This window comes from Pseudomonas sp. Xaverov 259, assembly GCF_019352915.1.
Taxonomy (GTDB): domain Bacteria; phylum Pseudomonadota; class Gammaproteobacteria; order Pseudomonadales; family Pseudomonadaceae; genus Aquipseudomonas.
The window spans coordinates 210,375-223,576 of the sequence record NZ_JAAAFV010000023.1 but is presented as its reverse complement, the minus strand read 5'-3'; the positions used below and the strand labels follow the sequence as shown (position 1 = coordinate 223,576).

The following is a 13,202-nucleotide window of genomic DNA, read 5'->3' as shown; positions in this document are numbered from 1 at the left end:
AAACTATTACGCCTGGTGGGCAGTAACGTAGTCGATAGCAGCTTGAACAGTAGTGATTTTTTCAGCTTCTTCGTCCGGGATTTCGGTCTCGAATTCCTCTTCCAGAGCCATCACCAGCTCAACGGTGTCAAGGGAATCGGCACCCAGGTCTTCAACGAAGGAAGCGGAGTTGGTCACTTCTTCTTCTTTAACGCCCAGTTGCTCGGCAACGATTTTCTTGACGCGCTCTTCGATGGTGCTCATACCTTGTTTAACTCCTAATGGACAAATTCAGGCAGCTGGCCAGTGGGTAAGTGTATAGAAAGCCTTTTCAGCTTTTCAACTGAAAGCTTCACCCTCGTACCCGACCGGCCACCTGCCTATAAATTAAGTTGCAGCTTTATAACGGATTTTAGACAGCTCGTATGACATTTTTTTGAAGCGATCCGTCACAATTTAACTCATGTACATCCCGCCGTTCACCGGGATTGTAGCCCCAGTCACGTATGCCGCACCGTCGGATGCCAGGAAAGTGACCACATTTGCGATCTCTTGAGCCTGGCCCAGACGGCCCAGCGGAATCTGGGTCAGCAACGCTTCACGCTGTGCTTCCGGCAGTTCGCGAGTCATATCGGTGTCGATGAACCCTGGGGCCACCGAGTTGACCGTAATCGAACGCGAACCGACTTCACGGGCCAATGCACGGCTGAAACCTTCCAGACCGGCCTTGGCCGCTGCGTAGTTTACTTGGCCTGCGTTGCCCATGGCACCCACTACGGAGCCAATATTGATAATTCGACCCCAACGCGCCTTGGTCATGCCGCGCAAAACGCCCTTGGACAGGCGAAACAGACTGTTCAAGTTGGTATCGACCACGTCGTACCACTCGTCGTCTTTCATGCGCATCATCAGGTTGTCACGGGTGATACCGGCGTTGTTCACCAGAATAGCCGGTGCGCCGAACTGTGCAGTGATTTCAGCCAGCACCGCAGCAACCGACTCGTCGCTGGTCACATTCAGCTCAAGGCCGGTGCCGTGTACGCCGTTTTCCTTCAACGTCGCGGCAATACGCTCAGCGCCCGAAGCGGAAGTGGCGGTGCCGATCACGACGGCGCCTTGACGGCCCAGTTCCAGGGCGATCGCCTGGCCAATGCCACGGCTTGCGCCAGTAACCAGTGCAACTTTACCTTGCAGACTCATGCAGGCTTCTCCTAAAGGGTTTCAGGCCAGTGCCGCGCGCGCGGCAGCGAAGGCATCCGGGGTATTGAGGTTGACAGTCGACACGCCGTCGGCGCAGCGCTTGTTCAGGCCGGCCAGGACTTTGCCCGGGCCGCACTCGACCAGCTCAGTGGCGCCATTGGCAGCCAGGGTCTGTACCGACTCAACCCAGCGTACCGGCTTGTAGAGCTGCTCCAGCAGGTCGCGCTTGAGGGTGTCGAGGTCGGCGGCAACGGCCGCACTGACGTTCTGCACCAGCGGAATCTGCGGCGCCTGCCAATTGATGGCGGCGATGGACTCGGCAAAACGCTCGGCAGCCGGGCGCATCAGCTCGCAGTGCGACGGCACGCTCACCGGCAACGGCAAGGCGCGCTTCGCACCACGGGCCTTGCAGCCCTCAATGGCGCGCTCGACAGCCGCTTTGGCGCCCGCGATGACCACCTGGCCAGGGGAGTTGAAGTTCACTGCGCTGACCACTTCGCCCTGGGCTGCTTCGGCACACGCCTCAATCACCACAGCGTCGTCCAGACCAAGGATAGCGGCCATGCCGCCCTGCCCGGCTGGAACAGCCTCTTGCATCAACTGACCACGGCGCTCGACCAGCTTGACCGCTTCAGCGAGGGTCAGGCTGTCGGCGGCCACCAAAGCGCTGTACTCGCCCAGGCTGTGACCGGCCACGTAAGCCGGGCGTGCACCGCCCTCGGCCAACCACAAGCGCCACAGGGCGATGGAGGCGGTCAGGATCGCCGGCTGGGTTTTATCGGTTTGATTGAGTTGCTCTTCCGGCCCCTGCTGGGTCAGTGCCCACAGGTCGTAACCCAGGGCATCGGAAGCTTCCTTGAAGGTTTCCAGGATCAGCGGATGTTGCGCGCCCAGCTCGGCCAACATGCCGAGGGACTGCGAACCCTGCCCTGGAAAGACGAATGCGAGGGATGTAGACATGTAACAAGCCCCTAATGATCTGGTCGTCAAAAATGCTCGCACCGACGGTGGGCGCGAACGAAACTGACAGATTGGATGGTCAATTGAACTGGCCGGTCACATTTAAGCACTCCCGGGCCGATTCGCCTAAGGCAACAGGTCCTCAAGACGCCCGTGCAAACGTTGCGGCAGGTTTTCCTGGATCTCGATCAACGCTCGCGCAATCGCACTTTGAAAGCCCTGCACACCGGCCGAGCCGTGGCTTTTTACCACAATGCCCTGCAACCCCAGAAAACTCGCGCCATTATGCCGTGCCGGCGCCAGGTCTGCCTGCAGACGGCGCATCAACGGCAACGCCAGCGCGCCGACCATGCGTGAGACCAGGTTCTGCTTGAACAAGGCTTCGATACGCGTGGCGATCATGGTCGCCAGGCCTTCGCTGGACTTGAGCAGGATATTGCCGACAAACCCGTCGCACACCACCACATCTGCCTCACCTCGGTACAAACCGTCACCTTCGACAAAACCGATGTAGTTCAAGCCCCGTGCGCCCTGCAACAAGGCAGCAGCCAGCTTGACCTGCTGGTTGCCCTTGATGTCCTCGGTGCCGATGTTGAGCAACGCCACGCGTGGCCGGGCCACACCCAACGCTTCAGCGGCCACCGACCCCATCACGGCGAATTGCAGCAGGTGCTCGGCACTGCAATCCACGTTTGCACCCAGGTCCAGTAGCTGGCAATAACCTTTCTGCGTCGGAATCGCCGCCACCATCGCCGGCCGATCAATCCCCGGCAACGTCTTGAGCACATGACGCGACAACGCCATCAACGCCCCGGTATTGCCGGCACTGACACAGGCTTGCACCTTGCCATCACGCAACAGTTCAAGGGCCACTCGCATTGAAGAGTCGGGCTTGCCACGCAAGGCCGTCGCGGGCTTTTCATCCATGCCGATGGTTTCGCTGGCCGCAGTAATTGTCAGGCGTGCGCGATCCACCGCCGGATGGCTGGCAATCAATTCTTCAAGTAAGGAGGGTTGACCGACGAGGGTCAGGTGCAGCGAGGGCGTAGCACACAGGCTGGCAATGCAAGCCTGAACAATGCTGCGGGGACCGAAGTCCCCGCCCATTGCGTCAATCGCGATGACTTGAGCAGACAAGTGATTACTCGTCAGCGCCCTTGTCGATCACTTTACGGCCACGGTATACGCCTTCTGGCGATACGTGGTGACGCAGGTGAATTTCACCGGTGGTTTTTTCTACGGACAGAGTGCTTGCCGTCAGGGCGTCGTGCGAACGACGCATGTCACGGGCAGAGCGGGATTTTTTGTTCTGCTGAACAGCCATAATTGATTAACTCCTAAACGTTTGGGTCACGCTTTAACTGCGCCAATACACTGAACGGGTTGGACCGCGTTACCTCGTCCTCGCTCGGCTCGGCCTCGTCATCGAGACCCTCCGGCTGCTGGCATTCTTCCGGATGATGAGCAGGCACAATGGGCAAGGCGAGCAAAAGCTCCTCCTCGATCAGTGCATGCAGATCCAATGGATCTTCGCCCAGTTCCAGCACGTCATAACCTTTCGGCAACGACTGGGTATTCGCACCCTCTTTCACCACAGCATAACTGCATTCGCTGTGGATCGGCAGGGTGACCAGCTCAAGACAACGCTGGCAAACCATTTTGACTTCGGTGTCGATAAAGCTGTGAATTACCACAGATTTACGTTCATCTCGTTCAAAAACGAATTTAGCCTGCACCGTACCGACAGTGTCGGAAAGCGGGTCGCAGAGTCTCTCCAAATCGGCCAGCAGCACTTCACCTTGAAGGGTGGTGCCACGATCAGCCAATTTGCGCGGGTCAACGTGAGGTGGAATCGGGTCATTCAACATAGGCGCAGCATTATAGGGATGCACCCAGCCATGTCAAAGGAAATTCAGCCCTGTGCGTCAGCCGGTCACGTCGCTAGAATCTGCGACCGCCTTGAGGAGACGCCCATGCTGCCTTTATTACTCGCATCCAGCTCGGTTTATCGCCGGCAATTGCTGAGTCGCCTGCACCTGCCGTTCACCTGCAGCTCGCCGGATATCGACGAAAGCCATCGTGCAAATGAATCCGCCATCGACCTGGTAAAGCGCCTGGCCGAAGAAAAAGCCCGCGCCCTCGCCGCCAGCCATCCAGGGCATTTGATTATCGGCTCCGATCAGGTTGCCGCACTCGATGGCCGCATTATCGGCAAACCTCACACCTTTGAAAACGCCCGCGAGCAATTGCTGGCGGCCAGTGGTAAACGCGTGAGCTTTTTGACCGGCCTGGCGCTGCTCAACAGTGAGACGGGCCACTGCCAGGTAGATTGCGTGCCGTTTACCGTGCAGATGCGCGAACTGAGTGTGGAGCGCATCGAGCGTTATTTGCGTGTGGAACAGCCCTATGACTGCGCAGGCAGCTTCAAGGCTGAAGGGTTGGGCGTGAGCCTGTTTCAGAGTACCGAAGGGCCGGATGCGACCAGCCTGATCGGCCTGCCGCTGATTCGACTGGTGGATATGTTGCTGGCTGAAGGCGTGCAAATCCCCTAGACCCTACCCCAAAACCAAATGTGGGAGCTGGCTTGCCTGCGATAGCGGTGGGCCAGTCATTTTCAATGTCGACTGATCCACCGCTATCGCGGGCAAGCCCGCTCCCACATTTTTGAACTACGGCAAAGCTGAGGTTTCAGCGCAGCGTCGGGCCTTGGAAGCCCATGTAGTAGGCCAGCTTCTCCGCCACACTGGCGCCCAGCTTTTTGGAGAAGCGATCAAACGGCGATTCCTGAACAGTGAAGTCCACCAGCTCCTTCTCGCCAATCACATCGCGCGCCACCGAACTGGCACTGCCCAGGCCATCGATCAAGCCCAGTGGCAACGCCTGCTCACCGGACCACACCAGGCCGGAGAACAGCTCAGGATGGTCTTTATCTTTCAGACGATCACCGCGCCCCTGCTTCACGCTGGCAATGAACTGACGATGGGTGGTGTCGAGCACGCCCTGCCAGAACTGGGTTTCATCGGCCTTTTGTGGCTGGAACGGGTCCAGGAACGACTTGTGCTCGCCCGACGTGTAGGTACGACGTTCCACACCCAGCTTCTCCATGGTGCCAACAAAGCCGTAACCGGCCGCTGTCACACCAATTGAACCGACGAGGCTGGCCTTGTCAGCGTAGATCTGGTCAGCGGCGCTGGCGATGTAATAGGCACCCGAGGCGCCCAGGTCGGAAATCACTGCGTACAGCTTGATGTCCGGGTGCAGCCCGCGCAGGCGGCGAATCTCGTCATACACGTAGCCCGACTGCACAGGGCTGCCGCCTGGGCTGTTGATGCGCAGGATCACGCCCTTGACCTTGGGGTCTTCGAAGGCTGCACGCAGGCCGCCGACGATATTATCGGCGCTGGCGGACTCCTTGTCGGCAATCACCCCGTTCACGTCGATAAAGGCGGTGTAGTTGTTGCTACGGGTGGCGCTTTTTTCCATGTCCATCAGCGGGCTGAACAACGCCAGCATGGCGATAAGCCAGATAAACGTCAGCAGCTTGAAGAAAATCCCCCAACGCCGCGCACGGCGCTGTTCCTGGACACTGGCCAGCAGGGTCTTCTCCAACAGTTTCCAGCTTTTATCATCACCGCTTTCGGCCTTTTCGGGCGCTTTCCACTCGTCACTCATGCCATTAACCCCAGCAAAGACTTATCAGGCCCGGCGGAGCCAGGCCTGCAGTTCAGAAAAATGATCAATCGTCAGCCTGGGCTCGTATGGCTGCAAGGCTTCGGCTGCCTGGGCACCATAGCTGACCGCCACGCTGTCCATGCCGGCGTTGCGCGCCATCATCAGGTCGAAGGAAGCATCACCCACCATCAACGCCTGACGCGGCGCTACGCCGCAATGCGCCAGGATCTGCTCCAGCATCAGAGGGTGAGGTTTGCTGGCGGTTTCATCCGCCGCACGGGTGATGTCGAAATAATCTTCAAAGCCGTGCGCCTTGAGCACTCGATCCAGCCCGCGACGGGCCTTGCCGGTGGCCACGGCCAAGTGATAACCCTCGGCGCGAAAGGCCTCCAGGGCTTGCCTTACACCGTCAAACAGCGGCGAAGGTGTGGCCTCCAGCGCTATGTAGTGATCGGCGTAATGGTCACGGAAGGTCACCAGTTGCGCATCGCTGATCTGCGGGTACAAGGTACGGATCGCCTCAGGCAGACCCAGGCCAATAATGCCTTTTACCGCCAGATCAGTGCACAACTCGAAACCCGAACGGGTCGACGCCGCGTGCATTGAGTCGACGATCCGCCCAATGGAATTGCACAGCGTGCCGTCCCAATCAAAAATCAGCAGCTTGTAGTCAGGGTGCGACACTCAAACGCTCCACGGTCTTGGCCCACATCTCATCGACCGGCGCCTGCAACTTCAGCTCGCCGCCATCGGGCAGCGGCACGGTGAGCATGTAGGCGTGCAGGAACAGACGCTTGCCGCCCAGGTCGCGAATTTCCTTGGAGAAATCCTCATCGCCGTACTTGGTGTCGCCGGCGATGCAGTGGCCCGCATGCAGGGTGTGCACGCGAATCTGGTGGGTACGCCCGGTCACAGGCTTGGCCTCGACCATTGTGGCAAAGTCGCCGAAGCGGCGCAGTACCTTGAACAGGGTCAGGGCTTCTTTGCCCTCCTCGTCCACCTCGACCATACGCTCGCCGGAGCGCAGGTTGCTCTTCTGCAACGGCGCGCGCACGCTCTTGATCGAGCTGGCCCAGTTGCCCCGCACCAACGCCATGTAGCGTTTGTCCACGCCATCGCCACGCAGGGCGGTGTGCAGGTGGCGCAACATGCTACGTTTCTTGGCGATCATCAACAGGCCGGACGTGTCACGGTCCAGGCGGTGGACCAACTCCAGCTCCTTGGCGTCCGGGCGCAACTGACGGAAGGCTTCGATCACGCCGAACGTCAAGCCGCTGCCACCATGCACCGCGATACCGCAGGGCTTGTTGATCACGATGAGTTTGTTGTCTTCGAAGACAATCGAGGCCTCAAGGCGCTGCAACAGGCCTTGGGCCAATGGCACCGGCTCGTCACGCTCAGGCACGCGCACCGGCGGCACACGGACGATATCGCCCGCCTGCAGCTTGTACTCGGGCTTGATCCGGCCCTTGTTAACGCGCACTTCGCCTTTACGCAAGATGCGGTAAATCAAGGTCTTGGGCACGCCTTTGAGCCTGGCCAGGAGAAAATTGTCGATGCGTTGGCCGGCATATTCCGGCGAGACCTCGAGCAGCTGGACGCTGGGGGTCTGGGGGGCGGTAGTCGTCATGGCGGCGATGATAACAATTTTTTATGGAATTGAAGCACTTAATCATTGCTGCTATAGTCGCGAACGCCGCCAAAAGCGGCCTGGGCAGAGGACTTGCGGCAAACTGCCGGCCCTGACCATCGCAATTCATCAGGACGCGAGGCCGTCCTACGGGGCTTTCGCCACCCTGGAAGGCTCAGGATTGTAACAAGCGCAGGTGACATGAGGCCTGAAGCGAGTGCAGAAAGCAGAGTGAATACTCGCGTTCTGCGCCGATATTTACGGCCAGTTCACAAAGTGCAGTCAGTCTTGAGCCAGACCATGGCGAATGCTTCGGAAACAACGCCTGTTAAGAGCTGAGTGAGAGCGCAGTCGCCCACACCTAGTCTTGTTTAGCCATGAGCGTGGACTCCCCATTGGAGTACACGGTAAATGCCAACCCGCTGCGGATTCTGCGCGCGGCAGCACCCGAATTATCAGGGATACGTGTAGGGTGGAGATGCACAACCGTCGGACCGTGTAGCATTAGGCTTATAAGACGCTTCATCTCGTCCACAGTCGCCGGTTGATTCCTCCTCCTGACCTTAGCTTTTGTTGAAGTGGTGCCTTTGTCACCACCGCTAACAAGCAGGACGCGTCCGTCGCGATACCGGCCCAATTGGCTCGTTATTGCTGGACACTGGAGTGGCCAACCACTCTTGACGCACCTGACACCGACCGTGAGAAGTCGTGTGTGCCGAACGCCGTTTCCGGCAGCCCGGAAACCGACGGTACAACATGAAAAGAATGCTGATTAACGCAACTCAACCCGAAGAGTTGCGTGTTGCACTGGTAGATGGCCAACGCCTCTATGACCTGGACATCGAATCCGGTGCGCGCGAGCAAAAGAAGGCCAACATTTATAAAGGCCGTATTACTCGCATCGAACCAAGCCTTGAGGCTGCCTTTGTCGATTTCGGCTCCGAGCGCCACGGCTTCCTGCCCCTCAAAGAAATCTCCCGCGAATACTTCAAAAAAGCCCCTGAAGGCCGCGTGAACATCAAGGACGTCCTGAGCGAAGGCCAGGAAGTCATCGTTCAGGTCGAAAAAGAAGAACGTGGCAACAAGGGCGCTGCCCTGACCACCTTCATCTCCCTGGCCGGCCGTTACCTGGTGCTGATGCCGAACAACCCACGTGCCGGCGGTATTTCCCGTCGCATCGAAGGCGAAGAACGCAACGAACTGCGTGAAGCGCTGAACGGCCTGATTGCTCCGGCCGACATGGGCCTGATCGTGCGCACTGCAGGCTTAGGCCGCAGCAGCGAAGAAATGCAGTGGGACCTCGACTACCTGCTGCAACTGTGGACTGCTATCAAAGAAGCGTCCCTGGATCGTTCCGCGCCATTCCTGATCTACCAGGAAAGCAACGTGATCATCCGCGCCATTCGCGATTACCTGCGCCAGGACATCGGCGAAGTACTGATCGACAGCGTTGAAGCCCAGGACGAAGCCCTGACCTTCATCCGCCAGGTGATGCCGCAGTACGCCAGCAAGATCAAGCTGTACGAAGACAGCGTTCCGCTGTTCAACCGTTTCCAGATCGAAAGCCAGATCGAGACCGCCTTCCAGCGCGTGGTCGAACTGCCTTCCGGCGGCTCCATCGTAATCGACCCGACCGAAGCCCTGGTGTCCATCGACATCAACTCGGCGCGCGCCACCAAAGGCAGCGACATCGAAGAAACCGCCCTGCAGACCAACCTGGAAGCGGCTGAAGAAATCGCCCGCCAGCTGCGCCTGCGTGACATCGGCGGCCTGATCGTGATCGACTTCATCGACATGACCCCGGCCAAGAACCAGCGCGCCGTGGAAGAAAAAGTCCGCGAATGCCTGGAAGCTGACCGTGCCCGCGTACAGGTCGGCCGTATCTCGCGCTTCGGCCTGCTGGAAATGTCCCGTCAGCGCCTGCGTCCATCCCTGGGCGAGAGCAGCGGCATCGTCTGCCCGCGTTGCAACGGCACAGGCATTATCCGTGACGTTGAATCGCTATCGCTGGCGATCCTGCGCCTGATCGAAGAAGAAGCCCTGAAAGACCGCACCGCCGAAGTCCGCGCGCAAGTGCCGATCCCGGTGGCAGCGTTCCTGCTTAACGAAAAACGCAACTCGATCACCAAGATCGAACTGCGCACCCGTGCCCGTATCGTCATCCTGCCGAACGATCACCTCGAGACGCCGCACTTCGAAGTGCAACGCCTGCGTGATGACAGCCCGGAAGCCCACAGCGGCCAATCCAGCTACGAAATCGCTGCTGCCGCTTCCGAAGTGGAAGAAGTCCAGCCAGCCGCTGCGACCCGTACTCTGGTTCGCCAGGAAGCCGCCGTGAAGACGGCACCGGCGCGTGCCAACGCACCGGTCCCAGCTGAAGTGGCCGCACCGGTTGCCGCACCGGCCGCCATGCCTGAGCCAAGCCTGTTCAAGGGCCTGGTAAAGTCGCTGGTCAGCCTGTTCGCCAGCAAAGAAGAACCTGCTGCGCCGGTTGTGGTTGAAAAACCAGCCACCGAGCGCCCAGCCCGTAACGAAGAGCGTCGCAACGGTCGTCAGCAAAGCCGTAACCGCAACGGTCGCCGCGACGAAGAGCGCAAGCCGCGCGAAGAACGTGCTCCACGTGAAGAACGCGCACCGCGTGAAGAGCGCGCACCTCGCGAAGCCCGTGAAGAAACCCCAACCGTAGCCCGTGAAGAACGTGCACCGCGCGAAGAGCGCGCGCCGCGTACTCCGCGCGCTCCACGTGAAGACCGCAAGCCACGTGGCGAGCGTGAAGAACGTGTGCGTGAGCTGCGCGAGCCGCTGGACGCTGCACCGGCAGTAGCCGCGGTGGCTGCCGTGGCTGCCGAAGCCGTCAGCGAAGAACGCCCGGCTCGCCAGCCGCGTGAAGAACGCGCCCCACGTGAAGAGCGCCAGCCGCGCCAGCCGCGTGAAGAGCGTCAACCACGTGCCGAGCAAGCCGCTGCTGCCAGCGAAGAAGAAGTGCTGACCGGTGAAGAGCAACTGCAGGAAGACGGCCAGGACAACGCCGAAGGCGATCGTCCACGCCGCCGCTCCCGTGGCCAGCGTCGTCGCAGCAACCGTCGCGAGCGTCAGCGTGACGCCAACGGCAATGTGATCGAAGGCTCGGAAGAGAACGGCGAGAACGGCGAAGCGGCAACCGCAGAACCGACGGGCGCCGAACTGGCGGCCGGCCTGGCTGTGACCGCCGCCGTTGCCAGCAGCGTGATCAGCGCACCGGCTGAAGCCCAGGCGCATGAGCAAGCTGAACGCGCTACCGCTGCTGTTGAAGAAACAGCGGCTGTAGAAGCACCGGTTGCCCCGACGCCAGTGGTTGAAGCGCCAGTTGTCGAAGCCATTACCCCGATCGAAGCCCCAGTGGTTCCGGAAGTGGAAGTTGCCTCGCCAGTGCGTGAAGTGCGCGACGTTCAGCCAGAAGTCGAAGTGGCTGCTGTCGAGCCTGCACCGGTTGCCGAGCCTCAGCCAGTGGTTGAAGCCGTCGTTGAAGCGCCGCTTGTCGAAGAAGCTGCCCCGGTAGTGCGTGAAGTTCGCGAAGAACAGACCGCCTTCCAGTGGACTGCCGAGCCAGCTGCACCGGTTGAAGCGCCAGCACCTGCCCCTGTGGTAGAAGAAGCGCCTGCACCAGTTGCCGAAGTGGTTGCCGAACCAGCCCCAGTGGTTGAGCCTGCACCCGTGGTTGAAGCGCCCGTAGTTGTTGAAGCACCAGTGACTGCCGAAGTCGCAGCGCCTGTGGTTGAAGCCGCTCCTGCCAGCGCCCTGACCGAAAACGGTCGTGCGCCGAACGACCCACGTGAAGTGCGTCGTCGTCGCAAGGAGGCTGAAGCCGCCGCTGCTGCAGCCGCTGCCGCACCAGCTGCCGAAGCAGTCGAGGCTCCAGCCCCGGTTGTTGAAGCCGTGGTTGAGCACAAGGCCCTGGAAGAAGAGCACGAGCCGAAACCCCTCGTCTGATTCCATCCGCCACTAAAAAGCCCCGCCTGAGTGATCAGGCGGGGCTTTTTTATGCGGTTTGGAAGCAGCAGGAGATCGAATGTGGGAGCGGGCTTGCTCGCGAATGCAGAGTGTCAGCCAATAAATCTGGTGGCTGATGCACCGCTTTCGCGAGCAAGCCCGCTCCCACATTTAGTCAGCGCCGAAACTCAATGCTTGCGGCAGGTCCACATCCCACAGCACACCGGGATCCTCCACTCTCACTTCCCGCACCACCGCCTGGGCAAATAACGGCTTTGCACCACGATCACCGTTCAATGCCATCAGTCGCGGCCCCAGCGCCCGGCCAAAAGCCACCGGATGCCCGTATTTACCCGCCTGCACCGCAACACTGATGCCATCGTCCTGGACCGCATCAATCACCTGTTCAATGGTCAACGATTGAATAAACGGCATATCCCCCAACACCACCAACCAACCATCGGCTTCACCACTGGCTGCGACGGCTGCCGCGATGCTGTCGCCCATACCTGACGAGTCCAGCAACAAGACTTCACAGCCATACGCCTTGGCCAACCGAATAACGGCCAGGCGGTCGGGCGAGGTGACGAGCCAGCGCTTGACGATGCACTCGGGCAAGCCCACCAAAACCTGCTCAATCACGGGCCGTGTCACACCATCGATGCCTACGCAATCGGCCAGCAACTTGTCTTGATCGGCGCCGGCCTCAGCGCGAAAACGACTGCCCTGCCCGGCTGCCAGCACAATCGCCGTGACCATTACTCAGCCACCACAGGCATTGGTTTCTTCTGCATTGGCGCAACACCATTCTTGATCGCGACAATTTCCGCCATCAGTGACAAGGCAATTTCCGCCGGTGTATGGCTACCAATATGCAGCCCGATCGGCCCATGCAGACGTGCGATCGCCTCCGCCGACAACCCCAGCGCCGCCAGGGTTTCCCGGCGTTTCTGGGTATTGACCCGCGAACCGAGGGCGCCAATGTAGAACGCCGATGAGTCGAGCGCCGTCAGCAGCGCCATATCGTCCAATCGGGGATCGTGCGTCAGGCAGACGATAGCCGTGCGTTCATCCGTCTGGATATTCAGTACCGCCTCATCCGGCATGCCGGGCACAAAGCGGCCATGTTGTTCTTCCCAGCCGTAGACGAACTCTTCGCGCGGGTCGCAGATCAGCACTTCAAAATCCAGCAAGCGCGCCATTTCAGCCACGTAGCGTGACAGCTGCCCCGCACCGATCAGCAGCAACCGCCAACGCGGGCCGTAGATAGCCCGCAGGCGCTCACCATCAAAGGTCACGACATCGGTCTTGGCCGCACCGCTCAAGGTGACCGTGCCACTGCTCAGGTCCAGCTCACGCGCGACAATCTGGTGGTCTTCACAGCGCGCCAACAGTTGCGAGACCCAGCCAAATTCATCCACGCGTTCCTCAGTCAGGCGCAACGTGCCGCCGCAGGGCAAGCCGAAACGCGCCGCCTCATCGCGGGTGACGCCGTAGGTGACCAACTGCACCGGCGGGCCATCCTCCGGCAAGCGGCCATCCTGCAAGCGCGCGATCAGGTCATCTTCGATGCAACCGCCCGACACCGAGCCGATCACCACGCCATCGCCACGCAAGGCCAGCATCGCCCCCGGCGGGCGTGGCGCGCTGCCCCAGGTCTGGACCACGCTGTACAACACTACTCGGTGCCCGGCGCGGCGCCATTCGAGCACGCTGCGCAGGACATTCAGATCCACACTGTCCATCAGGTCTCCTACAGCGGATGAAGTATTTACTTACTGTAAAGCAAGCA

Annotated in this window: 13 protein-coding genes; 2 read left to right on the top strand and 11 right to left on the bottom strand. The window is 60.1% G+C overall.

Annotated elements, in window-relative coordinates:
* Positions 1-6: 6 nt before the first annotated feature.
* The 6 genes from acpP to K0H48_RS08110 form a co-directional block, all read right to left on the bottom strand.
* Positions 7-243, bottom strand: a complete 237-nt coding sequence (gene acpP / locus K0H48_RS08135; RefSeq protein WP_016973676.1) for an acyl carrier protein — start codon at positions 241-243, stop codon at positions 7-9.
* A 192-nt stretch (positions 244-435) separates the two neighbouring features.
* Positions 436-1,179 (bottom strand): 3-oxoacyl-ACP reductase FabG, encoded by a 744-nt coding sequence (gene fabG, locus K0H48_RS08130; protein ID WP_219267068.1) that lies wholly within the window; start codon positions 1,177-1,179, stop codon positions 436-438.
* Between the two features lie 21 nt (positions 1,180-1,200).
* Positions 1,201-2,139, bottom strand: a complete 939-nt coding sequence (gene fabD / locus K0H48_RS08125; protein ID WP_219267067.1) for an ACP S-malonyltransferase — start codon at positions 2,137-2,139, stop codon at positions 1,201-1,203.
* A gap of 126 nt (positions 2,140-2,265) precedes the next feature.
* Positions 2,266-3,276: a phosphate acyltransferase PlsX gene (gene plsX / locus K0H48_RS08120; protein ID WP_219267066.1), complete on the bottom strand. Its 1,011-nt coding sequence runs from the start codon at positions 3,274-3,276 to the stop codon at positions 2,266-2,268.
* A gap of 4 nt (positions 3,277-3,280) precedes the next feature.
* On the bottom strand, positions 3,281-3,463 hold the full coding sequence (gene rpmF, locus K0H48_RS08115; RefSeq protein WP_008152339.1) for a 50S ribosomal protein L32: 183 nt from the start codon (positions 3,461-3,463) through the stop codon (positions 3,281-3,283).
* 13 nt (positions 3,464-3,476) lie between these two features.
* On the bottom strand, positions 3,477-4,007 hold the full coding sequence (locus K0H48_RS08110) for a YceD family protein (protein ID WP_005790551.1): 531 nt from the start codon (positions 4,005-4,007) through the stop codon (positions 3,477-3,479).
* A gap of 105 nt (positions 4,008-4,112) precedes the next feature.
* Here K0H48_RS08110 and K0H48_RS08105 point away from each other — a divergent pair, with 105 nt between their 5' ends.
* The gene (locus K0H48_RS08105) at positions 4,113-4,691 is read left to right on the top strand and encodes a nucleoside triphosphate pyrophosphatase (RefSeq protein WP_219267065.1); all 579 of its coding nucleotides are present in this window, start codon (positions 4,113-4,115) and stop codon (positions 4,689-4,691) included.
* A 136-nt stretch (positions 4,692-4,827) separates the two neighbouring features.
* Here the strand turns inward: K0H48_RS08105 and K0H48_RS08100 are convergent, their stop codons facing one another.
* From K0H48_RS08100 to rluC, 3 genes are read right to left on the bottom strand one after another with little or no spacing between them, the layout of a single operon-like run.
* Positions 4,828-5,811 carry a S49 family peptidase gene (locus K0H48_RS08100; protein WP_065929321.1) on the bottom strand — a complete coding sequence of 328 codons (984 nt, stop codon included), beginning with the start codon at positions 5,809-5,811 and terminating at the stop codon, positions 4,828-4,830.
* 24 nt (positions 5,812-5,835) lie between these two features.
* On the bottom strand, positions 5,836-6,495 hold the full coding sequence (locus tag K0H48_RS08095; RefSeq protein WP_219267064.1) for an HAD-IA family hydrolase: 660 nt from the start codon (positions 6,493-6,495) through the stop codon (positions 5,836-5,838).
* On the bottom strand, positions 6,482-7,441 hold the full coding sequence (rluC, locus tag K0H48_RS08090) for a 23S rRNA pseudouridine(955/2504/2580) synthase RluC (RefSeq protein WP_071483181.1): 960 nt from the start codon (positions 7,439-7,441) through the stop codon (positions 6,482-6,484). The genes K0H48_RS08095 and rluC overlap by 14 nt, the downstream gene beginning before the upstream one ends.
* Positions 7,442-8,206: 765 nt before the next feature.
* On the opposite strand from rluC, the gene rne reads away from it, so the two are divergent.
* Positions 8,207-11,410 (top strand): ribonuclease E, encoded by a 3,204-nt coding sequence (gene rne / locus K0H48_RS08085; protein ID WP_219267063.1) that lies wholly within the window; start codon positions 8,207-8,209, stop codon positions 11,408-11,410.
* A gap of 171 nt (positions 11,411-11,581) precedes the next feature.
* Here the strand turns inward: rne and K0H48_RS08080 are convergent, their stop codons facing one another.
* Complete coding sequence (locus K0H48_RS08080; RefSeq protein ID WP_219267062.1) at positions 11,582-12,169, bottom strand: NTP transferase domain-containing protein; 588 nt, start codon at positions 12,167-12,169, stop codon at positions 11,582-11,584.
* A complete protein-coding gene (locus K0H48_RS08075) occupies positions 12,169-13,155 on the bottom strand; it encodes an XdhC family protein (protein ID WP_219267061.1) in 987 nt (328 codons plus the stop codon). The genes K0H48_RS08080 and K0H48_RS08075 overlap by 1 nt, the downstream gene beginning before the upstream one ends.
* Positions 13,156-13,202: the final 47 nt, after the last annotated feature.